Source organism: Rhodococcus sp. JS3073 (assembly GCF_026810085.1).
In the GTDB taxonomy this organism is placed as follows: Bacteria; Actinomycetota; Actinomycetes; order Mycobacteriales; family Mycobacteriaceae; genus Rhodococcus_F; species Rhodococcus_F wratislaviensis.
The window spans coordinates 3,508,061-3,532,613 of sequence record NZ_CP113951.1 but is presented as its reverse complement, the minus strand read 5'-3'; the positions used below and the strand labels follow the sequence as shown (position 1 = coordinate 3,532,613).

Sequence of the window (24,553 nt, the reverse complement as noted above, 5' to 3'; positions counted from 1 at the left end):
CCATCAGTAGCGCGGAAACCTCGATTGTATCCGCCACCACCCTGCGGAGGCAGTGGTCCGAGCATCACCTTCGATCGATCTGCCTGGTCAATTCGGGCAGGTCACTTGGGGTACCCGCCGCTGCTCCGGTCCACACCACTTCCGGTTATTCGGCTGCCCGCCTGCCGCTGGTCGAGGTAGTGTTGACACCCCGAGCAGGATCCGTATCGAGGAGGTGAGACCCGTGTCCGTTCGTTCAGTTCGGGTGCTCTCACTCCGCGACCGCGCGGTCGTACCGACATAAGGTGACCGGGAGAGCGCCCATCGGCATTCCGGAAGGCTCTCCCATGTCAGTGTCTCTCTCACCGTCCCTCGAATTCGTTCTCGTCACGAGGCTTCGCGCCGCCGGCTGTGTGTTCGCCGAGGACGAGGCCCGCTTGATCGTCTCCGCGGCCCGGACGTCCGACGAGCTCGCGTCGATGCTGGACCGCCGCGCCGCAGGCGTCCCCCTCGAACACGTCCTGGGCTGGGCCGAGTTCTGCGGGCTCCGGATCGCGGTCGACCCGCGGGTGTTCGTGCCGCGTCGTCGCACCGCGTTCCTCGTCGAGCAGGCGGCCGCCCTCGCGTGCCCGCACGCTGTCGTGGTCGACCTGTGCTGCGGCTCGGGTGCGGTGGGGGCCGCGCTCGCCGAGACGGGCGACGGCATCGAGTTGTACGCAGTGGACATCGACCCCGCCGCGGTCCGGTGCGCGCGACGAAACGTCGCGGACCCCGGCCGGGTGTTCGAGGGCGACCTGTACGAGCCGTTGCCCACCACGCTGCGGGGAGGCATCGACATCCTGGTGGCCAACGCCCCGTACGTGCCCACCGACGCGATCCGTTTGATGCCGCCGGAGGCCCGCTTCCACGAGCCGCGGGTCTCGCTCGACGGCGGCGCGGACGGACTCGACATCCAGCGGCGGGTGACCCTCGGGGCGCGTGACTGGCTCGCGCCGGGCGGTCATCTCCTGATCGAGACCAGTGCGAGTCAGGCCCCGTTCACCGCGGAGGCTTTCGCGGACGCCGGGTTGCTCACCCGGATCGAGACGTCGGACGATATGGACGCCACCGTCGTCGTCGGCGCCAACCCCAGGTGAGTGCCGAAGCGTGCCCGGGCACTCTTTGCCACTCACATGGGGAGGGGGCCCTCGATCCGCACGCAGCAGTACCCCTCGGCGGGGGCCAGTGTGGCGCGGCGGTCCTCGCATCCCGCGCCGTCGAGCAGTCCGGACAGCAGCGCGAGGTTCATTCCGCAGACCATGTCGGTGTGCTGCCGGGCGAGCGCGTGGAACGGGCAGTTGACCAGGACGATGGTGTCGTCGCTGCGGCGGGGTTCGTAACCGCACTTCGCGAGCGCCGCGACCAGGTCGTCGTCGGTGCAGCCCGTGTCGGCGCCGAGGCCGCGCCCGAAGTCGCGGGCACGCGCGGAGAGGGCCGCCCGCGGTGATGCGCCGGTGGCGTCCGCGTCTTCGATCGCCCGGGCGAACAACTCTCCGGCGAGCGCGTACGCACGCTCGGGCAGGTGTACCGAGAACTCACGGTCGGACCGTCGGTAGAGCTTGGCGGGCCGCCCCGCGCCCGGACCCGAGCGCCCGCCGCGCCGCGCGAACTCGACCGCCAGCAGCCCCTCGTCGGCCAACTTCTCGAGATGGAACGCGGACGTCGAGCGCGCGAGTCCCAGTGCCTCGGCGACGTCGTCTCGGCTGACCGGCGACGCCTGCGCGCGCACGTGGTCGTACACCCGCCTGCGCACCGGTTCGTCGAGGGAGGAGACGGCCGAGACGTCCGAGCGGGGGGTGTCGTCCATGGACCCATTGTAAAACCGAGAATCGTTGACTTAATTGTGCGGAGGATTCTATAGTCAAGATACATAGTTTTTAGAAGGAGTCGTCATGGCTACCAACACACCCCACGAGGTCAGCCACGGTTCGCACACCCTGGCCGACCCCGGCTATCAGGCCTTCCTCGTGCTGCGCACGGTCTTCACCGTGGCGCCCATCCTGTTCGGGCTCGACAAGTTCACGAACTGGCTCACCGACTGGCCGGACTACCTCGCGCCGTGGATCGACGGCATCCTGCCGGGAACCGCGCAGCAGGGCATGTACGCCGTCGGCGTGATCGAAGTGATCGCAGGAATCCTCGTCGCCGTGGCGCCGCGGATCGGTGCCTGGGTCGTCGCGGCCTGGCTGGCCGGAATCATCGTCAACCTGGTCACGCTGTCCGGGTACTACGACGTCGCACTGCGCGACTTCGGGTTGCTCGCCGGCGCCGTCGCTCTCGGCCTGCTCGCCGCGGAGTACGGGCGTCCGCTCCACCGTCCCCACACCTGATCGGGACCGCGCACCCCACGTGAGATGCACCTCATCGACTGTTTCGAGTGACTCGACCGCTCGTAGTCTGTGTGGTCGTGTCGGTAGGAGCGCAGGACCAGGGAACCGGGTCGCGGGATCACGGTGTGCCGATCCCTGCGCCGGCCCCGGCACGGTCGTTGCTTCTGGGGGTGCCCAAGCAGGGTCGGCGCTGGCCGGGCGTGGTCCGCGCCGGGGTGGCCGTGTGTCTGCCCGCGCTGGCGGGCGTCGCGCTCGGACACTCGGCGGTCGCCGCGACAGCGACGCTGGGAGCCTTCGCCGTCGTCTACGGCGAGGGCAGGGCGTACCGGGTGCGGTGGCGGGTGGTGACGATCGCCGCCGCCGTGATGGTGCTCCTGGCCGGAGTCGGTGCCGCGGTCGGCGCGCTCGTGCACGACGCGACCGCGGCGGGCGGTTCCGCGCTGTGGGGGATGGCGCTCGTCGTCGCGATGACGGTCGTCGTGGCGGTCTGCGCGTTCGTCGTGGACGGGTTGCGGCTGGGGGCGCCGGGCGCCTTCCTCCCGCTGCTCACGGTGGAGATCTCGTCCGCGCTGCCCGCCCTCGGTGTCTCCGTGGCGGAGGTGACCGCCTGGTCGGCGGCCGGGGCGGTGTCGGCCCTGCTCGTGTCGATGTCGGGGCTGCTCGCGCGCCCACGCACCCCCGAGCGTGCCGCAGTCGCGACCGCGGTCGCCGCAGTCGAGGCCGCACTCTCCGACACCCCCGCACGGAATTCCCGTCGCGACGCGGTGCGGTCGCTGCACGCCGCGTGGCAGTGTCTCCACGACGCCGCCCTCGTCGGGCGTGATCACCCGCTCACCCGGACGTTGCGCGCGGCTCACCTGCGGTGCGTGGCGACCGTCGACGGTCACGATGCGGACCACGCCACCGACGTCGACGACCTGCGGCCGCAGGTCCCGCTGCCGAGGCCGTCGATCCGCTACCGGCTCGGCCGGGCGGCTCATCTCCGAGGCCGGTCCTGGACGATCGTCGCGCGACTGCTGGTCGCGTGCCCCGCCGCGGGTCTGCTGGCGCTGGCCCTCGGCGTCGCCAGGCCGGACTGGGCCGTGATCACCGCGGCGATGATCCTGCACCAGGGACCGGACCGCGTGCTGGGGACGTACCGCGGACTGCACCGGTTCTTCGGAACGGTGCTCGGACTCGTTCTGCTCGCCGGGCTGGCGACGCTCGACCTGTCGGCGGGCGCGCTGGTACTGGTCGTGGCGCTCCTGATGGCGGGGACGGAGGCCTTCCTCGTCCGCAACTACGGCCTGGCGATGGTGTTCATCACCCCGCTCGCCCTCGTCCTCGGCGGCCTGGGGACACACGTCGACCTCGTCGCGGTCACCCGGGACCGGCTTCTCGAGACCGTCCTCGGTGTGGCGGTGGCGCTGCTCGTGCTGTGGACCGTGCTTCCGGGTTCGTACCGGCGGATCCTGCGCGACGCGGACGACCAGGTGGCCGGGACGATCGGGCGGCTCGGCGATGCGCGGGATCCGGCTGCCGTCGCGGAACTCTGCCGGGATCTCGAGTTCGATCTGCACAGTTCCACCACCGCCGCGATCACCGCCGCCCACACCGACCCGGCGTGGACCCGCGACCGGTGGCCCGAGCACCACCATCTTCACGAGCTCGGCTACCGAATCCTCACCCGGCACTTCGGACCTCGTCTTTAGCCGGTCGGCACCGGATCCCCGCTGTTAGGGTTCGGTGATGGGTCCTGTGACGGGAATCGGAACAGCAATTCGGGCCTCGTTGGCCGCAGCACTCTGCGTCGGCATGCTGGCCGCGTGCGCGTCGGACGAGGAACCGCAGAGCGATCCGGCGGCCACGTGTGCGGACGTTCCCAACGGCACCCCGATCGCCAAGGCGCCACCGCCTCCCGGCCCGGCGCCGACCACCCAGAACCTTGCGACCAACCCCGAGATCGCCACCGTGTACCGCTCCGGGATGGTGCCCGTGGACACCGCGTCGTACGCGGTGTCCACGGCTAATCCGGTGTCGACGAAGGCGGCGTGCGAGGTGTTGCGGGACGGGGGCACCGCCGCCGACGCGCTGATCGTGGCCCAGACCGTTCTCGGTCTCGTCGAACCGCAGTCCTCCGGCATCGGGGGCGGGGCGTTCCTGCTCTACTACGACGCCGGGCAGAAGAGCGTCGAGGCCTACGACGGACGCGAGGTCGCGCCGATCGCGGCGACGGAGAACTACTTGCGCTGGATCAGCGATACCGACCGCACCGAGCCCAAGCCCGACGCCCGGGCGAGCGGGCGGTCCATCGGCGTTCCCGGGGTGGTGCGGATGCTCGAGCTTGCGCACCGCGAACACGGCCGGGACGAGTGGCGGGAACTGTTCGACCCGGCCATCTCGCTCGCAGACCAGGGACTCGAGATCAGCCCTCGGATGGCCGGGCAGATCGCCGAGTCCGCACCCGATCTGGCGCTCGACGAACCGTCGAAGGCGTACTTCCTGAATCCGGACGGCAGCCCCAAGTCGGCGGGCACCAAGCTGACGAACCCGGCCATGGCCAAGACACTCGGTGCGATCGCGGCGGGCGGCGCCGACGCCTTCTACACCGGGGCCATCGCCCAGGGCATCGTCGATGCGACGGCGACGGCGTCGGGTGGGCGCACCCCCGGACAGATGACTCTCGACGACCTCGCGAACTACCAGGCGAAGAAGCGGACGGCGCTGTGCACGCCGTACCGGGATCACGAGATCTGTGGCATGCCCAACCCGTCGTCCGGCGGCACGGCTGTCGCGGCGACGCTCGGCATCCTGGAGAACTTCGACCTGTCGGGGTACGGGCCCACGAACCTCGACGACAACGGCGGCAAGCCGACGGCGGAGGCCGTGCATCTCATCTCCGAGGCGGAGCGGCTGGCGTACGCCGACCGGGACAAGTACGTCGCGGACTCGGATTTCGTTCCGTTGCCGGGCAATTCCCTCGACACGCTGCTGAACGAGGACTACCTGAAGCAGCGGGCCGACCTCATCGACCCCGGCAAGAGCATGGGCACCGCGCAACCCGGAAACTTCGGGCCGGTCCCGCTGGGTGTGCAGCCGCAGGACAAGGAACACGGCACCAGCCACATCTCGATCGCCGACCAGTACGGCAACGTCGCGTCGATGACGACGACGGTGGAATCGGCGTTCGGCTCGTTTCACATGACGGACGGCTTCGTTCTCAACAATCAGCTCACCGACTTCTCGGCCCAGCCCGTCGGGCCGGACGGGACGCCGCTCGCCAACCGTGTCGAACCGGGTAAGCGGCCTCGCAGTTCGATGGCGCCGACGCTCGTCTTCGACCGTGGCAGCGACGGGTCGCTCGGGGACGTCCAGTACGTGACGGGGTCGCCGGGCGGTTCGGTGATCATCCAGTTCGTCGTGAAAACGCTCGTGGGAATGCTGGATTGGGGACTGAACCCGCAGCAGGCGGTGTCGTCGGTCGACTTCGGGGCCGCCAACACCCCGGTCACCGGCGTCGGCGGGGAGCATCCGAACATCAATGCGGCCAACGACGGCGCCGACGACCCGTTGATCGTGCAGTTGCGGGCGATGGGACACCAGGTGTCGGTCGCGCCGCAGTCCAGTGGGCTCAGCGCGCTGCAGCGCCAGGACTCGGGGTGGGTCGGCGGCGCGGACCCACGACGGGAGGGCGCGGTGATGGGTGACGGTACGGGTTAGCGCACCGCCACCGCAGGGATCATGCCTGCTCGACGAGCGGGGCCACCTTGGTGCCGAGCAGTTCGATTGCGCGCATCACCTTGTCGTGGGGCAGCGGCCCGACGCTGGGGTGCAGCATGAACCGTTCGATGCCCAGGGTGTCGCGCATGCCGACGATCTTCTCGGCCACCTGTTCGGGGTTGCCGAGCACGAGCGAACCGCCGGGCCCGCGTAGACCGTCGAATGCCTGCGGGTTCATCGGTGCCCATCCGCGTTCGCGTCCGAGGCCGGTCATGGCCGCGGCGTACGACGGGTAGAACTCCGACACCGCCCGGTCCTCGGTGTCCGCGACGTAACCGTGCGCGTGGACGGCGATGGGCTGCGGTGCGTGCCCGCCCTCGGTCACGGCACGGCGGTGCAGGTCGGCCAGCGGTGCGAAGCGTGCGGGTTGTCCGCCGATGATCGCGAGCGCCATCGGCAGGCCGAGCAGTCCGGCGCGGGCCACCGACTCGGGGTTGCCGCCGACCCCCACCCAGATGGGGAGGGGACGTTCGGGCCGTGGGTAGACGGACTGGTCCATCAGCGCCGGCCGGTACCGTCCCGACCAGTTCACGGTCTCCGAGTCGCGGAGGGCGAGCAGCAGACCGAGTTTCTCGACGAACAGTTCGTCGTAGTCGGCCAGGTCGTAACCGAAGAGCGGGAACGATTCGGTGAACGAGCCGCGACCGGCCATCACCTCGGCGCGACCGTCGGAGATCAGGTCGAGGGTGGCGAATTCCTCGAACACCCGCACCGGGTCATCGGAGCTCAGGACGGTGACCGCGCTGGTCAATGCGATGCGGGACGTCCGGGCGGCGGCGGCCGACAGCACGACCGCGGGCGCCGACGCGGCGAAGTCGGCCCGATGGTGCTCACCGACGCCGTACACGTCGAGGCCGACCTGCTCGGCCAGGACGACCTCTTCGAGCAGATCCTTCAGTCGCTGTCGTGGCGACACCGCCCCGGTTCCGCCGGAACCGACCTCCGCGAACGTCGTCAATCCGAGTTCCATGCCGTGCCCCTCGATCGTGATAGTTGAATCATCAATTAGATGGTGTAACTGCCCGGGCGGACGGGATATTCCGTCCGATGATTCAGACCCGGGTGGGCGGGGAACCCGTCGACCATGGCGAAATACCGAGTGATCGATCCCCAGGGCAGCGTGGTGGAAACGAAGGAGATCTCGAGCGCCGACGACGCGCACGCATGGTTCGTCGACGTTCGCGCGGACAATTCCGAACTCGGATGGCGGATGGAAGTCGACGAGGACGGCACCTGGGCGTTCTTCGACGACACCGAGGGTGCCACAGAGAAATAGAGGCACATCGTGCTCGCCACCGACCCACGGAAAGTGGGCGTCGAGGAGGAATTCCACCTCATCGATCGCAAGACCCGGCGCCTGACCACCCGCGCGCCGGAGTTGCTGGCACGACTTCCCGACGGGGTGTTCGTCGACGAACTCCAGCAGTGCGTCGTCGAGGTCAACAGTGGTGTGTACGCAGACCTCGACGGCCTGCGGAACGACCTGGAGCGGCATCGGAGAGTGCTGATCGACGCGGCCGAGGGGCTCGGCATCGGCGTGGCGGCCGCGGGCTCGATGCCGCTGGCGCTGCCCGCCGAGATGCACGTGACGGGAACGCAGCGCTACCGGCGCATGCTCGCGGACTATCAGGTGCTCGCCCGCGAGCAGCTGATCTGCGGCACACAGGTTCACGTCGACCTGCCCGACCGCGACGAGGCCGTGCAGGTCGCGCACCGCGTCGCTCCGCACATGCCCGTCCTCCTGGCGCTCAGCGCGAGTTCCCCGTTCCGGTCCGACGGTGCGGACACCGGCTATGCCAGCGCGCGGACGCTGCTGTGGTTGCGCTGGCCGAGCACCGGTCCGGCCGCGCCCGTCTCCTCGGCCGCCGAATACGGCACGCTGATCGACGACCTGGTCGCCAGCGGGGTGATCAGTGACCCCGGTATGGCGTACTTCGACGTCCGGCCGTCGGTGAAACTTCCGACCCTGGAGTTGCGGGTGTGCGACAGCTGCCCGCGACTGGACACGGTCATGCTCGTCACCGCCCTGTTCCGTGCGCTCGTGGAACGCGAGGTGCAGGGACTGCGCGCCGGGACGAAGGGCGTCGAGGTCGTTCCGACCCTGACCAGGGCGGCACTGTGGCGGGCGGCGCGGTCGGGGTTGGAGGAGGACCTCGTCGACGTGACGGTTCCGCAGGCACGTCCTGCGGCGGACCTCGTCGGCGACTTCGTGAATTCGCTGCGGCCTCAGCTCGAGGAGACCGGGGACTGGGACACCGTGGTGGAGCTGTCCGCCGAGGCCACCGCCCACGGCAGCTCCGCCGCCCGGCAACGTCGGGCGCTCGGTCGCCGTGGCCGGCTCACCGACGTGGTGGATCTGCTGCTCGCGGAGACGGCGGGCCGCTCCGAGCACCTTCCCGAAGTGGAGGCGCCACCCGCGCCGCGCGAGCTCGGCCCGAGGTCGACCGGTGCCGGCCGAAGCCGGCGATATTGGAGCGCGCGGTTCTGGGACCGCGGCGACACCGCCGACATGACGTGGACGGAGTCGACGGAGCTCGACGAGAAGAAGCTGATCGAGTGGCGCCGGGATCTGCACGCGCACCCGGAACTGTCGTTCGAGGAACGCAGGACCACCGGCGTCGTGCGCGCCCACCTCGTCGGTCTGGGGCTCGCACCCGTCCTGTTGCCCGGCGGAACCGGCCTGTGGTGCGACGTCGGTCCCGACACGGGCGAGTGCATTGCGCTGCGCGCCGACCTCGACGCGCTGCCGATCGCCGAGACGACCGGTCTCCCGTTCGAGTCGAGGGTGCCCGGAGTGTCACACGCGTGCGGTCACGACGCCCACACCACCATGTTGATGGGGGCGGCATCCGTCCTGACGAAATACCCGCCGCCGTCCCGGGTCCGCCTCGTCTTCCAGCCCGGGGAGGAGACGACCCCCGGCGGCTCGGTCGACACGATCGCCGCGGGCGCACTCGACGGGGTGTCGAAAATCTTTGCACTGCACTGCGACCCGAATCTCGAGGTCGGCAAACTGGCCACCCGGACCGGGCCGATCACGTCGTCCAACGACTCCGTCACGGTGCGGTTGTGGTCGGCGGGGGGACATACCGCCCGACCCCATCTGACCGGCGATCTGATCCACGCCGCGGCCGTCCTGGTGACCGGTCTGTCGTCCGTGCTCGACCGCCGGATCGACGCCCGCACCGCGACCGTCCTCACCTGGGGGAAGGTCGCCGCCGGGCAGGTCGCGAACTCCGTTCCCGAGTCGGGTGAACTGGTGGGCACCCTGCGCAGCGCGTCCCATGAGACGTGGGCGTCGCTCGAACCGCTGGTCACGGACACGATCGGTCACCTGCTCGCGCCGTACAACGTGCGGTACGAGCTCTCCTATCTGCAGGGTGTCCCGCCCGTCGTCAACGATCCCGACTGCACCGCCGACCTACGAGAGGCGATCGAATCGGTCGTCGGCTTCGACCACCTGGCTGAGGCACATCAGTCCAGCGGCGGCGAGGATTTCGCGTGGTACCTGGAGAAGGTTCCGGGCGCGATGGCCAGACTCGGAGTGTGGGACGGGACCGGCTCCCGGCAGGAGCTTCACCAGCCGGGTTTCAACCTCGACGAACGCGCCATGATTCACGGGGTCCGAACGCTGGTGGCGCTCACCCGGCTCGAAGACCAGTCCGGGTGAGCGCGGCGTCAGGCCGGTTTGGCGGCGGCATCCGCCAGTTTCGGCACGAGGGCCTCGACGGCGTACGGGAGGCTGAGGACGGTGCCCCAGGTGAGCGCGCCGGAGACGGTGGGGTCGTCGACGAATACGGCCCGCCCCGCCTTCGCCACCGGTAGCGACTGATAGACGGGGTCGGCGGTGATCGTCGCTTCGGCGCCGGGACTGCTGCCCACGTTCCAGACGAGGACGTCGACGTCGACGATGTCGAACTGTTCCTTGCTGATGGTGAACGCGTCCTGATCGCCTGCAAGTTGCGCGATCTGCTCCGGGACGACGAACCCGAGCGACGTCATCAGGCGTGATCGCGGGTCGTTCGGGGACCGGACGTAGAACGATCCGGCGTCGCCCAGTTCGGCGACCGCGACCGTCTTGCCCTCGAATTCGGGGTGGGCGGCGCGTTGCTGCGCCACCAGGTCGTCCACACCGGCGACGAGTTGGTTCGCCTTCTCGTCCTCGCCGAGGGTGGTGCCGACGATCCGGACGGCGTCCTGCCACGGCATGCCGAAATCGGGGTAGTCCGGCGACGTCGTGACGGTGGGGGCGATCGCCGAGAGCCGTTGATATGCGTCGTCGTCGACGTCGATGTACAGCGCGAGGATCAGGTCGGGGTCGAGTTTCGCGATGGCCTCGTACGCGAAATTGGCCTCACCGGTGAACTGTCCGCGGTTGAAGACCTCGGGGTGCGTCCCGCCGAGCGCGTCCTGGGCCCAGGGCCACGTGGCGTCCGGATAGTCGCCGTACCAGTCGGTGACGCCGACCGGCCGGCGTCCGAACGCGAGGAGCGTGTCCTGGTCGGAGTAGCCGACGGTGACGATGCGCTGGGGGTTGTCCGGGACTTCGGTCGTTCCCTTCTTGTGCGTCACCGTCCGGGTGGTGCCTTCGGTGTCCGCTGCGGTTCCCGAGGAACACGCTGCGGCGACGACGGCCAGGCCGACCCCGGCGCTCACGGTCAGGAACTTGCGGCGGTCGAGCGTTCGCATCCACATACCTCCCTGTAGGTGAGGCTAACCTACAGGGAGTGGTCCCGGCCGTGCATCTGCGGCGGAAACGGGGGAGTCGGATCCGGAATCGGAGGCTGCGGAGGTCCCGGAGGTTCCGGCGGCCCCGGTTGCGGTCCGGGCTCGGGAGGTGCAGGTTCCGGGCCCGGCTCGGGCGGAAACGGGTGAGGCGGTGTCGGCGTCGGCGGCACAGGAGGAGGGCTCGGATCCGGCGGCACCGGCTCCGGGGCAGGCACGGGATTGCCGAGCTCGTCGTGGGCACTCGTCATCAACTGACCACCTTCCGATCGGCTGATTGAGTGGTACCCGGAACGGGCATCCCGCAACCACGGGGCGAGTTGTGGCGGCCCGGGAACAAAACGCGGGATCGGTGCGTTGTCTAGCAACCGTGCCCCGCAAGTGTGGAATTTCACGACACGGGGAACATGAGCCAAAGGGAGGAAGTCATGGCAACCGACTACGACGCACCACGGGTTACCGTCGACGACGAACTCGCCGCGGACTCGCTCGAAGAATTGAAGACACGGAGGAACGACTCGCAGTCGTCCGTCGTCGACGTCGAGGAGACCGACACGGCGGAGTCCTTCGAACTGCCCGGCGCCGACCTGTCCGGTGAGGAACTCACGGTCCGCGTCGTTCCGAAGAGGGCCGACGAATTCACTTGCAGCAGTTGCTTCCTGGTCCATCATCGGTCGCGTCTCGCGTCCGAAGAGGGCGGACAGCTGATTTGCCGCGACTGCGCATAGGAGGCCCGAGTGGCCGAGGTCAGTAGAACGTTCACCGTCGCCGCACCGCTCGAGAAAGTCGTCGCGTACCTGCGCGACTTCGCGAACACCACGGCCTGGGATCCCGGGACCGACACGTGCGAGCAGACCACCCCCGGTCCGGTGGCGGTGGGCACGCAATGGCGCAACGTGTCGTCGTTCTTCGGGCGCAAAACCGAACTGACCTACCGCATGACCCGCGACGAGCCCGATCACGTCGTCTTCGAGGGTCGCAACGACTCCGCAGCCACGTCGGACGATCTGGCGTTCGAAAAGGTGGACGACACCTCGACGTCGATCACCTACCGCGCCCATCTCGAATTCACCGGCCTGGCGCGATTCGCCGACCCCGTCGCCCGCCTCGCATTCGAGGTGCTCGCGGCCAAGACCGTCAAACAGATGACCGAGGTCCTCGAAGCGAGGTAAGCGGATCACGCATCGACAAGCGCCCTCACTCTCGACGAGTGAGGGCGCTTCATTCGGTACCGATCAGGGAATGATCCGGTCCTCGTGGTCCGAAAAGATGCGCCGCACATCGTGTTTGCGGGTGACCGGGTCGAAACTTCGGGCGGGTATCCAGACGGCGAAGTACATCGTCCGGACCAGCCACACACCGAGCCACGAGACGCGCGCCCGCTTCGTCAGCCCGTGGGCGCGCAGCGTGCGGGGGAGCGATGCCGTGTACTCGAAGTACGACTTGCGAGAAGACAGCATCCGCCGACCTGACACTTGCACCTTCATGCCGGGCAGCATTGCGATCTTGATTCCCCCATCATGGAGTGAGAGCGAAATGTCGGAGTCTTCCCAGATGCCCCGGCCCTCGTGCAGTGAGGGGAGGATGGTTTCCCATGCGCTCTTGCGCACCGCCATGTTCGCCCCGTACACGCCGCGAGCTTCCTGAACCCCGGCGTCCTTCTTCGTGTCGGATGCCACGCGCACCATGAATCGCTGGACACCCTGCAGGGGCATGTCGTACTGCTCGAACGGGCCGAGTGCGGCCCCGAACTCCGGGTCGGCGGTAGCGAAGAATTCGCAGATCGAGTGCGCCCAACCCGGCTGCACGATGGTGTCGGCGTCGATGCGCGCGACGATCGGTGTCTTCGCTGCCGCGATACCTGCGTTGCGGGCGGGGATCAGGCCGGGCCGTTCCTCGGTAATGATGCGAAGTCTGCCCGCGGCTTCGTGTGCCTGGGCTACAGCGACGGTGTCGTCGGTGCAGTTGTTGTCGACGACGATGATCTCGTCGATCTGGTCGCCCTCCGCGAGGAGTGCGTCGAGCGCTCGACCGATGGTCGTCTCTTCGTTGTAGGCCGGTATGACCACGGTCAGCATCGGCGCAGTCGGCTGGGGGGTTGGCTGCTGCCCTGGCGTCGGGGGCTGCGTCATCGCGCACGATCCTTTGGTGGAAGGAGTAGGGAATCTGTGAATTCCCTGAGAATCTTGACATACTTGTCGGTTTGTTTCAGTGCGGAGGGCAAGGGCCGGGCGGATTTGACCGTCGGTGCGCGAGGCGGAGGCGGCAACCAGCTCGCGGAGGTGGTCTGATCGCCACTGTGCCGTGTGCGGGCGAGCGCTCGCAAATTGAATAATATTACCCACGAGTATTTTACGAATATGTTCCGTGTTGTTCGCATGGTTGTCCGCCCGTGTGGCCCCGTCGGCTCGCGAACCTGGGCAATCGGTAGGCTACCGCCGATACTGATCGATTCTTCAATCACTTTTCAATCGGCGGAGTGGCGAACGTCTTCACGGTGGGCTCGCACTGTCGGTGGCTCACGTGCTACCGCTCGACGGGAACGCAGCCCCGAGTCGATCGATCGTCGTCAACGTAGAAGGAGTCCGAAGAAGTGAAGCTGGAACCACGCGACGCCGCATGGGTGTACCTCGAGCAGGCGAACACCCCGTCGCTCAGCATCGCGATGTACGTCTTCGACACATCGACCGACCCGCGAGGCGTGATGACGCCGGACGAGGTCAGGGCGTTCGTTGCCGAGCGCGTGCAGGCGGTCGACGTGTTCACTCGCCGGCTGCGGCGTGTACCCCTCGACCTCGACCACCCGAGCTGGGTGGCGGACCACGAGTTCGACATCGACAACCACCTCGAGGTCGTCGATGCGCGCGGCGGAGGGTGGGGCGAGTTCCGCCGCATCGCCTCGGAGTTCGTCGGTAGTGGGTTGAATCTGCAGCGCCCGCCCTGGGAGATGCGGGTCGTCACGAGGTTGACAGATATCGACGGTGTCGCGGATGCGGCGGCGGTGCTGCTGAAATTCCACCACTCTGTGGGTGATGGCGCGGTCACCCTGGACATGACCCGGCGACTCTTCTCCGCTCAGATGGACCGACAGCCGGTGACGGGGCCGCAGACGCCCGTCGGTCCGCGATCGGTCATGCAGGCGCTCCCGACCGTTTCCCGGCAGTTGCGTGCGTTCGTGCAAGGCCTCCGGGACGTCTCGGCCGCGGGCAAGGAAGTCAAGGCCGCGGTCGACAGCGGAGAGGTGCGGGTCCCGCCGCGGATGCGGCCAGCGACACGTTTCAACGGGAGCGTGGGCCCGGCGCGGACGTTCGACGCCGCGTCGTTCCTGCTGGACGACGTCCGGGCGATCCGGGCCGCCGCCGGGGACGTTACGGTCAATGACGTGGCCCTGACGCTGGTGGCCGGCGCGCTCCGCGACTACCTGCGGGAAGTCGGCGAAGAACCCGAAGAGTCGCTGGGAGCGAAAGTCCCTATGTCGATTCGGTCGCTCGGACACTTGGAGTCGGCGAACCAGCTCACGGTCCTGCAGGTCGATCTCCACACCGACATCGCCGACCCTCTCGAGCGGCTCCGCGCGATCCACACCTCCGCAGCGGCGGAGCGGGACCGCAAACAGCGCGCCGAGGTCTTGCGTTCCGAGTCGCTGGTCGACGTGACTCCAGGTTTCGTCGTGCGGGCGATCAACTGGATCGCATCACGGTTGCCGTCCTCTTCCTCGTCGGTTCCATACTTCAACGTCGTGACGACCAATGTCGCACGCGGTGGCGTAGATCTGTGGCTGCGGGACGCGAAGGCTGTGTCGACGTACGGTGCCGCGGCGCTGACGGACCGGCAGGGTCTGACACATGCGATCCATTCGCTCGGCAACACACTGACCATCTCGGTTCTCACGAATCCGAACATGATGGACGACCCCGAGCGCTACGTGGCGCTGATCCACGCACAGTTCGACTCCCTGGCGGCGGCGGTGGGGGCGTCGACTTCGACCGTGTGACCGGTGCGCGCTTGCGGCGCCCCGCATGGTGCGGGGCGCCCAGCTACGTGTCAGGGATCGATCAGCTGAGGTGATGCACCTCCTGCAACCCGTAGACCGGTGTCGGGATCTCCTCGTGCCGGGCCTTGAGCTGCAGAGCGAGGTACAGCGAGTAGTGCCGCGACTGGTGCAGGTTGCCGCCGTGGAACCACAGCGCTTCCTGCTGGGTCGGCTTCCACATGTTGCGCTGCTCGCCCTCCCACGGCCCCGGATCCTTGGTGGTGTCGGAGCCGAGACCCCAGCACTTTCCGACCTTGTCGGCCACTTCCTGACCCATGAGGTCGGCGGCCCAGCCGTTCATGGACCCGTAGCCGGTGGCGTAGACGACGAGGTCGGCCGGCAATTCCGTCCCGTCGGTGAGCGCCACGGCGTTCTCGGTGAGGTGGTCGACCTGTCCGGACACGAGGTGGATGCTGCCGTCGGCGACGAGTTCGGATGCGCCGACGTCGATGTAGTAGCCGGAGCCGCGGCGCAGGTACTTCATGAACAGACCGGACCCGTCGTCACCGAAATCGAGCTTGAATCCGGCCTTCTCGAGCCGGTCGTAGAACTCCTTGTCCCGTTCGGCGATCTTCTGATAGATCGGGATCTGGAACTCGTGCATGATCTTGTACGGCAGCGACGCGAACGTGAGGTCGGCCTTCTCCGTCGTCATGCCCGCCGCGACAGCGCGCTCCGAGTAGAGGTCGCCGAGGCCGAGGTCCATCAAGGAGTCCGACTTCACGATGTGCGTGGACGAACGCTGCAACATCGTCACGTCGGCGCCGTTCTCGAAGAGCGCCTTGCAGATGTCGTGAGCCGAATTGTTGGCACCCACGACGACGACGCTCTTCCCCACGTAGGCGTCCGGACCGGGGTGCCGGCTCGAATGGTGCTGCTCGCCCCGGAAGACGTCCTGGCCCGGGAACGAGGGAACGTTCGGCTTGCCCGACATGCCGGTGGCGAGCACCAACTGCTTCGGGTGGAGCACCACGTCCTCGCCGTCGCGGTCGAGGACGACGGTCCACTCCTTGGTCTCGTCGTCGAACGTCGCGGACGTGCAGGTGGTGGACGACCAGTACGGGATCTCCATCACCTTGGTGTACATCTCGAGCCAGTCGCCGATCTTGTCCTTCGGCGCGAAGACCGGCCAGTTGTCCGGGAACGGCATGTAGGGCAGGTGGTCGTACCAGACCGGGTCGTGCAGGCACAGCGACTTGTACCGGTTGCGCCACTGGTCGCCGGGGCGTTCGTTCTTGTCGACGACGATGGCCGGGACCCCGAGTTGGCGCAGCCGCGCGCCGAGCGCGATGCCGCCCTGGCCGCCGCCGATCACGAGAACGTACGGCTGACGGGTGTAACCGAGTTCCCGCTCCTCGATCTCCCGCTTCTCCGCCCAGCTCTGGGTGTCGCCGCCGGAGCCGTGAACAGCACCCTTGACGCGATTCCGTCCGCGGCGTTCCTCGTGGCCCTTCAACTCCTGCATGGTGGTGAGGAACGTCCACGCCTCGTCGCCCTTCAGGCGCAGGTGCCCCTTGCCGCGGCCCGTCGCCGTCTCGAACTCGATCCACGCCGAGGTGACACCGTCGGCCTCGTCCGGTGTCTCGGTGGTGCGGAAGTTGACGGGGTCGGTGTCGTCGAGGCGTGCGTGCAGCATCGCGGCGACGGCGTCGCGTCCCTCGACCGTCTTGAGGTTCCAGGTGAACGCCACCAGGTCCCGCCAGAAGCTGTCGACTGCGAACATGCCCGCGGCGCGGTCGACGTCGCGCTCGGCGAGAGCGGATTCGAAGCTCGCCAACCACAGGTCGACTCGTTCCTGAGGTGTCAGGGACGTCTGCACCGCAGTCGGCTGGACCGTCTGTGTCATGTACCTCTCCTTCGCTTGGTATGTGACATACAGCACACTCCGGAGTGGGGCGGGCGGCAAGCGTTGCATCGTGTTGCAGTCCCCGCCCGTGAGTACTTGTTAACCCGGATCCACCGATAGGGGCGGGTCGGCTGATGGGTTCGGTTGCGGCCGTTGATGGGCTGTCGGGGCGTGGGTGATCGCCCGACCGATGTGTCGGGTTGTTCCACTGGGTCTTTCGGGTCGGGCCGGGGGGGCCGGGCGGATTAGGTGACCTGGGGTCTTCGATGCCGGGTGTGGGTGAAGAGTTGGTTCCATTCGGATTCCCAGGGCCAGCGCCGCGGCAGGTGCAGGGTGAGGCGGCGGGCCGAGGACGCGATCCGCGCCGGGACCGAGATCAGGGTCCGGCGGATGGTGGCGGTCGTCGCCCGCACCAGGCGGGCCCCGGTGAGGGTGGCGGCGGCGCGGGTGAGATTGAACGCCATCACCGCAAGCACCAGCCAGGCACTGTTGGCGGCGAACCGCCCCGACGGCAGGTGCGCGAGCGCGGAGTTCTTCAGGTCGGCGTGGACCTGCTCGATGATCGCGTGCCCGCGGTGGATCTTGTCCGCGGCCACGGTGTCCAGGACGGCGGGGTCGGTGGTGGTGAAGAACGCGTGGAACCGCCAGGCGTCGAACAACGTGCCCTGACCATCGGTGTGTTCCCGCAGGTCGGGGATGCGGCGCACCACCAACCGGCCCGGTGTCCGCTCGGAGGCGAGGCGGGTGAACGCGGTGAAGTCGATCTCGGCGACCTCGGCGCGGGAGATCCACCGGCCGCTCGGTTCGTCGTAGACGGCGTCGGTGTATTCGATCGGGGTCCACGCATCCTCGTCGATGGCGGCGATCGCCGCCTTCACCGTCGCGGTCATCCGCACCGTGACCGAGACGTCGGCGCCGGAGCGCAGTGCCGCGGACACGGTCGGGTGCCCGTAGAAGGCCGAGTCGGCCCGCACCAGCACAGACCCCGGTGACAGCTGCGGGCGCAGGCGGCCGAGTGTGGCGAGGGCGTCGCTGACCATCCGGGATGCCCCGCGTGGGGATCCGCAGCCGCCGCGGCGCAGGCGTTGGCCGACGATCACCGGTGCCCGCCCGTCGGTGGTGGCGGTGGCGATCAGCGCGTTCAACCCCCGGACCCCTGTATATCCGTAGCCCGAACCCTGCTTGGCGTGCCCGTGCACCTCGACGATGGTGTCGTCGAGGTCGACGAGGATCCGCCCACCTGATTCGGGCCCATCGACCAGCGGTGTTCGTTCGGCCAGGCCTTGCAGGAATCGGGTGGCGACGGCGTCGAGTTGGCGGACGTGCCCGAAGGAGAACGTCCGCAGGAAGGAGCCCAGCGTCGACGGGGCGTACGGGTGGTCGAATACCGTGGGCATGGCGCCGTGCCGCAACAATGCCATGTCATCGATGCTGTCGGCGCCGGCGACCATGCCCGCTACCAGTGCGGTCACCTTCCGGCCCGCGTGTGCGCCCTTGTCGGTGGGCAGCGTCAGATGCTCGTCTGCCAGGTCATCGAGGCCGCAGTCCTGAGCCAACCCCAGGACCGGAACCAGGCCGGCCGCGGCGAGGAGATTGCGGTCATCGAACGCCGAGGCCGTCACCGGGTGGGTGTGGGATAGTTGCACCCTAGAGATGCCCTTCGTGTCGATCGAACTGGTTCTGTGAGAAGTCCAATTCTTTCAGCACGCAAGGGCATCTCGCCGTTTCGACTCACCTACCCCGACACCACATCGGTGGATCCAGGGTTAACCGCGGGCGGTTAACAAGTACTCACGGGGCACGAATGTCGAAATCCGTGGTGGCCCGTTCGACGTACTGTGTGAGTCCACGGCAAGAAGGCCTGGACCGACCACAATCGAGGAGGAAATCATGCGAGTCATGGTGATGATCGAGGGTGCAGGTGCCGACGAAGACAAGATCGCGCCGACCGAGGAAATGCTGGCTGCGATGGGTGCGTACAACGAGGAATTGGTGAACGCGGGCATCATGCTCGACGGCCAGGGTCTGAAGCCGACCAGCGCCGGGGCGCGGGTGGTGTTCGAGGGCGGCACGACGTCGGTGGTCGACGGCCCGTTCACCGAGTCGAAGGAGATCATCGCGGGCTACTGGATCTGGGAGGTGCGATCCCTCGAAGAGGCGATCGAGTGGGTCAAGAAGTGCCCCGCCGACTCCGGCACCGGTTTGCGCCAGCTGATCGAGGTGCGGCCGATCTTCGAGTCGGAGGATTTCGGGGACGAGTTCACGCCGGAACTGCGGGAGAAGGAAGAGGCACTCGCGGCGCGGATTCGTGAGCAGCACCCGAACGGCTGAGTCCGGTGGATGTCCAGCGCACGGTCGAGGCGGTGTGGCGCATGGAGTCTCCGCGCCTCATCGCGTCGCTCGCCCGCCTCGTCCGTGACGTCGGGATCGCCGAGGAGATCGCTCAGGATGCGTTCGTGCTCGCGCTCGAACAGTGGCCGGAGCAGGGCGTCCCCGACAAACCGGGTGCGTGGCTGACGGCCACCGCCAAGCACAAGGCGATCGACCGTATTCGCCGGGAGCGGTCGCGGCAGTCGAAGTACACGGCGATCGCCGCCGATCCGTCCGCGCAACCGCCGAGTGCGATGCCCGCGCCGGACGCCGTCGACGGCGTGGAGGACGACCTGCTGGCTCTGGTCTTCGTGGCGTGTCATCCCGTGCTTCCCCGGGAATCGCGTGTGGCATTGACCCTCCGATTGGTCGGGGGTCTGCGCACCGACGAGATCGCGCGGGCGTTCCTCGTCCCCTCGGCGACGATGGGACAGCGGATCAGCAGGGCCAAGCGGACGCTGTCGGAGGCGAAGGTGCCGTTCGAAGTGCCCGCACGCGAGGAACTTCCGGCGCGGTTGTCGGCGGTGCTCGAGGTGGTCTATCTCGTGTTCAACGAGGGGTACTCCGCCACATCCGGCGAGGACTGGATTCGGCGTGACCTCGCGTCGGAGGCGATGCGGCTCGCCCGTGTTCTCGCCGGCCTGCTGCCCCGGGAACCGGAGGTGCACGGACTGGTGGCTCTCACCGAGTTGCAGGCTTCACGGTTCGCCGCCCGCGTGGGTGCCGACGGTGAGCCGGTCCTGCTGCAGGATCAGGACCGGTCGCGTTGGGACCGAACCCTTCTGACGCACGGCAATGCTGCACTGGAACGGGCTGTCGGGCTCGGCCGCCCGCTCGGCCCCTACTCGCTGCAGGCCGCGGTCGCCGGGTGTCATGCCAGAGCGCCACGGTTCGAGGACACCGACTGGGAGGCCATCGTCGCCCTGTACGACGCGCTGGCGCAGGTGGCGCCGTCGCCGGTGGTGGAACTCAACCGTGCGGTGGCGTTGCTGCATTCGGACGGGCCCGAGGCCGCGCTCGCTGCGCTCGACGCCGTGCGGGACGACCCTCGGCTGGCGCGGCACCACCTCTACGGCGCCGTGCGGGGCGAAGTCCTCGAACGCCTCGGCCGCTACGACGAGGCGGCCCGGACCCTCGAGGACGCCGCGGCGACCGCGCCCACTCGCCGTGAACGGAACCTCCTCATGGCCCGCGCCGCCGCCGCGTCCGAGCACGGGGATCCGCGCCCCTGATCGCACGGTTGCGCACGGATTCGCCGGAAACCGATGCTGTTGCGTGCGCATCCGGCGATTCGATCGGCAAACGTCGGAGGGTCCCGCGCCGGTCGATCAGGATCCCGGCTGCGGCTGCTGCGACTTGTGATCGCCGAACGGTTGGTCGCGTTCTCGGACGGCCTCTCGGAATCCGACGGTGGCCGAGCGCAATTGGAACGCGTACCCCTCGCGGGTGTGCCGGGACATCCCGTCGAAGACGGTGCTCACCATCGTCGAGTTGGCGACGCCCTGCGCCAGCAGTGCGCTGTTCAGTGCGAGTTTCACCATCATCAGCTGATTGATCGGCATTCTCGCGATCCGCTCGACGAGGTCCTCGGTTCGGCGGTCGAGTTCCTCCGCGGGCGCCGATTCCACCGCGAGTCCCCACTCGGCCGCCTGCCGTCCCGTGATGCAGTCGCCGGTAAGGAGCAGTCGTTTCGCCCGCTGGTCGCCGAGGCGGTGCGCCCACATGCCCGCCGCGGGCACACCCCACACCCGGGTCGGGGGATAGCCGATCTTCGTGTCGTCCGCTGCGACGATCTGGTCGCAGTACAGCGCGATGTCGGTGCCGCCGGCGACGCAGAATCCGTGGATCTTCGCGACCGTCGGCTTGTTCGCGTGGAGCAGGCTCGCGAACCCGCGGTTGAACCGGCTCATCATCGCGTAGTCGGCCATCGGATCCCAGTTTCCGAACGGATTGTGGTTGCGCGCCTGAACGATCGGATCGAGCACGGTGCCCGTCGTGCGGTCCGGTCCCTCGCCGGTGTGGCCGCCGTGCTCGGCGAAGATGCCCAGGTCGTATCCGCCGCAGAATCCCTTACCGCGCCCCGACAGCAGGATCACGTGGACGCGGGGATCGAGGTCGGCGCGTTCCACGGTGGTGGCGAGTTCCACCGGAGTGTCGGCGGTGATCGCGTTGCCGTGGTCGGGACGGTTGAACGTGATCCGGGCGATGCGTCCGGTCACCTTGTAGGTGAGCGTCCGATACTCCGCCGGGTCGTCCGCCCGATCCGGTTCACGATCCGCGAACAGGGAATCGCCGCCCTCGTCCCAGCCGTCGCGCCACGCCGCCGGGCGGGTGCCGGCGTGGTCGCCGGGGCCGGTCACGACCCCACCTTGGGAGTGGCGCGGTCGATGATGGCGGCGGTGTCGACGCCGGTCGGCAACGTCCCGAACACGGTGCCCCAGTCGCCGGACAGCCGGCTGACGCAGAACGCGTCGGCCACCGCGGGGTGTCCGTGGCGGATCAGCAACGACCCCTGGAGGGCGAGCGCCATGTCGCCGACGACCCGCCGCGCCCGGTGCTCGAGCGTGTCGAGATCGCCGAAACTCGCCTTCAGGTTCGTGACGGCGGCGTCGAGTCGCGCGTCGGCTCCCGCGGTGGAATCGAGTTCGTCGAAGAAGACCTGAAGCGTCTCCGGCTGTTTCGCCATCGCACGCAGAGTGTCGAGGGCGGCGACGTTGCCGGATCCTTCCCACACCGACAGCAGGGGAGCCTCCCGGTACAGCCGCGGCATCCGCGATTCCTCCACGTACCCGTTGCCGCCCAGGCATTCCAGGGCCTCCGCGGCGTGGATCGGACCGCGTTTGCAGACGAAGTACTTGCTGACCGCCAGCGAGATGCGACGCAGGGTGTTCGCGTGCTCGTCGCCGGCGGTCGCCCGGTCGGTGAGCGCGGCCAGCCACAGGGCGACGGTCGTGGCCGCCTCCGACTCGACGGCGAGGTCGGCGAGCACGTTCCGCATCAGCGGCTGATCCACCAGGTGGGCGCCGAATGCGCTGCGGTGCACGGCGTGGTGCGCGGCCTGCGCGGTGCCGACACGCATGCCGGTGGCCGTGCCGATGGTGCAGTCGAGGCGGGTCATGTTGACCATCTCGATGATGGTCGGAACGCCGCGGCCTTCCTCGCCGACCAGCCAGGCCACGGCCTCGTCGTACTCGACCTCGCTGCTGGCGTTGGAATGGTTGCCGAGCTTGTCCTTGAGGCGCTGCAGGTGCATCCGGTTGCGGGTGCCGTCCGGCAGCACCCGGGGCAGGAAGAAACACGACAGACCGCCCGGCGCCTGGGCCAGCACGAGGAACACGTCGGACATCGGCGCCGACGTGAACCACTTGTGCCCGGTCAGGAGATAACTGCCGTCGGACTGCGGGACCGCGCGGGTGGTGCCCGCGCGGACGTCGGAGCCGCCCTGCTTCTCCGTCATCGACATCCCGGCGATCAGTCCGGCCTTGGTCAGCGGAGGGTGCAGCGCCGGATCGTACACCCGGGCGGTGAGCAACGGTTCGTACTGTTCCGCCAGCTCACGGTTGTGGCGCAGGGCGGGGACGACGGCGTACGTCATGGAGATCGGGCAGCCGTGACCGGCGTCGACCTGGCCCCACACGGCCATCTTCGCGGCCCGGACCAGGTGGGCGCGCGGGTGCGGGTCGGCCCACGGTGCGCCGTGCAGGCCCATCTCGACGGCGGTGGTCATCAGCTGGTGGTAGGCGGGGTCGTACTCCACCTCGTCGATGCGGTTGCCGTAGCGGTCGTGGGTGCGCAGGACGGGAGGGTGCGCCTCGGCGAGGTCGCCCCAGCGCTGCGCCTCCTCGCTTCCGGCGAGGCGTCCGACGTCGTGCAGTTCCTTGAGCGCGTCGTGGGCGCCCTCGCGTTGCAGCGCTTCGAGGATCGGTGCGTAATCGGCCGCGTCGAAGTTGATCAGTGGTGGCACCTGATTGACGACCTCATGTGTGGCACTCATGTCGGGCTCCCGAGGGATCGAAGGGTGAAGGTGAGCAGGGCGGGGATGATCGCGCCGTCGGCGGCACCGCGGGCGAGGGGCAGAATCAGCGCTTCGCCGATTGCTCCGACGATGCAGGCTGCGGTCACCGACGCGTCCTGGTCCGGGATCTCCCCGGCCTCGACGGCGGCGGCGATGGCGACCGCGAGTGCGTCGCGGAACGACTCGCGGAACAGGAGGCGTTCGGTGTCGACCTGCGGGTCGACGGGTTCGACGAGCAGCGCGTACGCCAGGGTGGGGGCGCGCAGCGCGCGTTCGGCGAACGTGCCGACCGAGGCGGATACCGCTGCGACGCAGCGACCCTCGGCGCCGCGGGCGGCGTTGCCGGATTCGACGGCGGCGCTCACCTCGCGACTGCAGACGATGCGGAAGACTTCTGCGAACAGTTCGCCCTTGTTCGAGAAGTGCCGGTAGACGGTGCCGGTGCCGACCCCCGCCTCGGCCGCGACCGCGGAGATCGAGCACCCGGCGTAACCGTGGCGGGCGATCAGCCCGATCGCGGAATCGATGAGGGTGGTGCGGAGTGCGTCCAGGCGTTCCTGGACGGCGGGTGTGCGCCGGTAGGCCATATTCAAGGAGTGAACACCCGTTCCGTTCTTCCGTCAAGGGTGCTAGCGTCGGCTACACCAGCGAGGAAAGGCGCACGCGATGACTTCCGACGTGGTACTCGTCCGCAAGGACGGCCCGGTCACGACGATCAGCCTGAACCGGCCCGAAGTCCGCAATGCCGTCGACCGGCCCACCGCCGATGCACTCGCCGACGCCTTCCGTGCATTCGACGCGGACGAGGACGCGTCCGTCGCGGTGCTCCACGGTGAGGGCGGAACATTCTGCGCCGGAGCGGATCTCAAGGCGATCAGTTCCGGAACCGGGAATCGCGTGGCGCCCGACGGCGACGCGCCGATGGGCATCTCCCGGATGAGGTTGTCCAAACCGGTGATCGCCGCGATCGACGGGCACGCGGTGGCAGGCGGTCTCGAACTGGCGCTGTGGGCCGACCTGCGGGTCGCCGGTGCGGACGCCGTCCTCGGAGTGTTCTGCCGGCGCTGGGGCGTGCCGCTCATCGACGGCGGAACCGTCCGCCTGCCGAGGCTCATCGGGGAGAGCCGCGCGATGGACCTCGTCCTCACCGGACGGCCGGTCGACGCCGACGAGGCCCTGAGCATCGGGCTGATCAACCGGAAGGTCGCGGCGGGGGAAGCGCTCACCGCCGCCCGGCAACTGGCCGCCGAGATCGCCGGCCTGCCCCAGGTGTGCCTGCGGCAGGACCGCTTGTCGCTGCTCGAGCAGTCGGGACTGACCGAGGATCAGGCCATGCTGAACGAATTCCGGCACGGTGCGATCTCTCTGGCCAACGGAACGGTCGAGGGTGCAGCACGCTTCGCCGCCGGGGCAGGCAGGCATGGTGATGCTGCGCCCGTGAGTACTTATTAACCGCC

General features: G+C 68.5%; 21 protein-coding genes. 12 read left to right on the top strand and 9 right to left on the bottom strand.

Annotated elements, in window-relative coordinates:
• The first annotated feature begins 326 nt into the window (after window positions 1–326).
• Complete coding sequence (locus tag OYT95_RS15920; protein ID WP_268791926.1) at window positions 327–1,115, top strand: putative protein N(5)-glutamine methyltransferase; 789 nt, start codon at window positions 327–329, stop codon at window positions 1,113–1,115.
• A gap of 32 nt (window positions 1,116–1,147) precedes the next feature.
• On the opposite strand, the gene OYT95_RS15915 is transcribed toward OYT95_RS15920, so the two are convergent.
• On the bottom strand, window positions 1,148–1,825 hold the full coding sequence (locus tag OYT95_RS15915) for a helix-turn-helix transcriptional regulator (protein ID WP_268791925.1): 678 nt from the start codon (window positions 1,823–1,825) through the stop codon (window positions 1,148–1,150).
• Window positions 1,826–1,910: 85 nt separating this feature from the next.
• Between OYT95_RS15915 and OYT95_RS15910 the strand changes: the two genes are divergently transcribed.
• From OYT95_RS15910 to ggt, 3 genes are all read left to right on the top strand, one after another.
• The gene (locus tag OYT95_RS15910; RefSeq protein ID WP_037229214.1) at window positions 1,911–2,348 is read left to right on the top strand and encodes a DoxX family membrane protein; all 438 of its coding nucleotides are present in this window, start codon (window positions 1,911–1,913) and stop codon (window positions 2,346–2,348) included.
• A gap of 125 nt (window positions 2,349–2,473) precedes the next feature.
• Window positions 2,474–4,039: an FUSC family protein gene (locus tag OYT95_RS15905; protein ID WP_268791924.1), complete on the top strand. Its 1,566-nt coding sequence runs from the start codon at window positions 2,474–2,476 to the stop codon at window positions 4,037–4,039.
• Between the two features lie 37 nt (window positions 4,040–4,076).
• On the top strand, window positions 4,077–6,047 hold the full coding sequence (gene ggt / locus OYT95_RS15900; protein WP_268791923.1) for a gamma-glutamyltransferase: 1,971 nt from the start codon (window positions 4,077–4,079) through the stop codon (window positions 6,045–6,047).
• A gap of 19 nt (window positions 6,048–6,066) precedes the next feature.
• Here ggt and OYT95_RS15895 read toward each other — a convergent pair whose 3' ends face one another.
• Window positions 6,067–7,077 (bottom strand): LLM class flavin-dependent oxidoreductase, encoded by a 1,011-nt coding sequence (locus tag OYT95_RS15895; RefSeq protein WP_128640224.1) that lies wholly within the window; start codon window positions 7,075–7,077, stop codon window positions 6,067–6,069.
• 114 nt (window positions 7,078–7,191) lie between these two features.
• Between OYT95_RS15895 and OYT95_RS15890 the strand changes: the two genes are divergently transcribed.
• Entirely contained in the window at window positions 7,192–7,383 is a 192-nt protein-coding gene (locus tag OYT95_RS15890; RefSeq protein ID WP_268791922.1) for a hypothetical protein, read from the top strand.
• A 9-nt stretch (window positions 7,384–7,392) separates the two neighbouring features.
• Entirely contained in the window at window positions 7,393–9,777 is a 2,385-nt protein-coding gene (locus OYT95_RS15885) for a glutamate--cysteine ligase (protein WP_037229198.1), read from the top strand.
• 8 nt (window positions 9,778–9,785) lie between these two features.
• Here OYT95_RS15885 and OYT95_RS15880 read toward each other — a convergent pair whose 3' ends face one another.
• Complete coding sequence (locus tag OYT95_RS15880) at window positions 9,786–10,802, bottom strand: iron-siderophore ABC transporter substrate-binding protein (RefSeq protein WP_328286548.1); 1,017 nt, start codon at window positions 10,800–10,802, stop codon at window positions 9,786–9,788.
• A gap of 458 nt (window positions 10,803–11,260) precedes the next feature.
• On the opposite strand from OYT95_RS15880, the gene OYT95_RS15875 reads away from it, so the two are divergent.
• Together OYT95_RS15875 and OYT95_RS15870 are read left to right on the top strand one after the other, a co-directional pair.
• Window positions 11,261–11,560, top strand: coding sequence for a DUF4193 domain-containing protein (locus OYT95_RS15875; protein ID WP_005248611.1), 300 nt, complete (start codon window positions 11,261–11,263; stop codon window positions 11,558–11,560).
• Window positions 11,561–11,569: 9 nt separating this feature from the next.
• A complete protein-coding gene (locus OYT95_RS15870; RefSeq protein WP_268791920.1) occupies window positions 11,570–12,004 on the top strand; it encodes an SRPBCC family protein in 435 nt (144 codons plus the stop codon).
• 63 nt (window positions 12,005–12,067) lie between these two features.
• Here the strand turns inward: OYT95_RS15870 and OYT95_RS15865 are convergent, their stop codons facing one another.
• A complete protein-coding gene (locus OYT95_RS15865) occupies window positions 12,068–12,964 on the bottom strand; it encodes a glycosyltransferase (protein WP_268791919.1) in 897 nt (298 codons plus the stop codon).
• Window positions 12,965–13,425: 461 nt separating this feature from the next.
• Between OYT95_RS15865 and OYT95_RS15860 the strand changes: the two genes are divergently transcribed.
• Complete coding sequence (locus OYT95_RS15860; RefSeq protein ID WP_268791918.1) at window positions 13,426–14,826, top strand: wax ester/triacylglycerol synthase family O-acyltransferase; 1,401 nt, start codon at window positions 13,426–13,428, stop codon at window positions 14,824–14,826.
• Window positions 14,827–14,887: 61 nt separating this feature from the next.
• Here the strand turns inward: OYT95_RS15860 and OYT95_RS15855 are convergent, their stop codons facing one another.
• Window positions 14,888–16,711, bottom strand: a complete 1,824-nt coding sequence (locus OYT95_RS15855; protein ID WP_268791917.1) for an NAD(P)/FAD-dependent oxidoreductase — start codon at window positions 16,709–16,711, stop codon at window positions 14,888–14,890.
• Between the two features lie 245 nt (window positions 16,712–16,956).
• Complete coding sequence (locus OYT95_RS15850; RefSeq protein WP_268791916.1) at window positions 16,957–18,357, bottom strand: IS1380-like element ISRop1 family transposase; 1,401 nt, start codon at window positions 18,355–18,357, stop codon at window positions 16,957–16,959.
• A gap of 244 nt (window positions 18,358–18,601) precedes the next feature.
• Here OYT95_RS15850 and OYT95_RS15845 point away from each other — a divergent pair, with 244 nt between their 5' ends.
• Both OYT95_RS15845 and OYT95_RS15840 read left to right on the top strand, forming a co-directional pair.
• Complete coding sequence (locus OYT95_RS15845; protein WP_037229185.1) at window positions 18,602–19,042, top strand: YciI family protein; 441 nt, start codon at window positions 18,602–18,604, stop codon at window positions 19,040–19,042.
• A gap of 5 nt (window positions 19,043–19,047) precedes the next feature.
• Window positions 19,048–20,313, top strand: coding sequence for an RNA polymerase sigma factor (locus OYT95_RS15840; RefSeq protein WP_128640218.1), 1,266 nt, complete (start codon window positions 19,048–19,050; stop codon window positions 20,311–20,313).
• 96 nt (window positions 20,314–20,409) lie between these two features.
• Here OYT95_RS15840 and OYT95_RS15835 read toward each other — a convergent pair whose 3' ends face one another.
• Genes OYT95_RS15835 through OYT95_RS15825 form a run of 3 tightly spaced genes read right to left on the bottom strand, consistent with a single transcriptional unit; the run spans window position 20,410 to window position 23,683 of the window.
• Entirely contained in the window at window positions 20,410–21,441 is a 1,032-nt protein-coding gene (locus tag OYT95_RS15835) for a crotonase/enoyl-CoA hydratase family protein (protein ID WP_268791915.1), read from the bottom strand.
• Window positions 21,438–23,075: an acyl-CoA dehydrogenase family protein gene (locus tag OYT95_RS15830; protein WP_268791914.1), complete on the bottom strand. Its 1,638-nt coding sequence runs from the start codon at window positions 23,073–23,075 to the stop codon at window positions 21,438–21,440. Before OYT95_RS15830 ends, OYT95_RS15835 begins: the two co-directional genes overlap by 4 nt.
• Complete coding sequence (locus OYT95_RS15825; protein WP_268792246.1) at window positions 23,072–23,683, bottom strand: TetR/AcrR family transcriptional regulator; 612 nt, start codon at window positions 23,681–23,683, stop codon at window positions 23,072–23,074. The genes OYT95_RS15830 and OYT95_RS15825 overlap by 4 nt, the downstream gene beginning before the upstream one ends.
• Window positions 23,684–23,762: 79 nt before the next feature.
• Here OYT95_RS15825 and OYT95_RS15820 point away from each other — a divergent pair, with 79 nt between their 5' ends.
• Window positions 23,763–24,548, top strand: a complete 786-nt coding sequence (locus OYT95_RS15820; RefSeq protein WP_128640215.1) for a crotonase/enoyl-CoA hydratase family protein — start codon at window positions 23,763–23,765, stop codon at window positions 24,546–24,548.
• Window positions 24,549–24,553 lie beyond the last annotated feature (5 nt).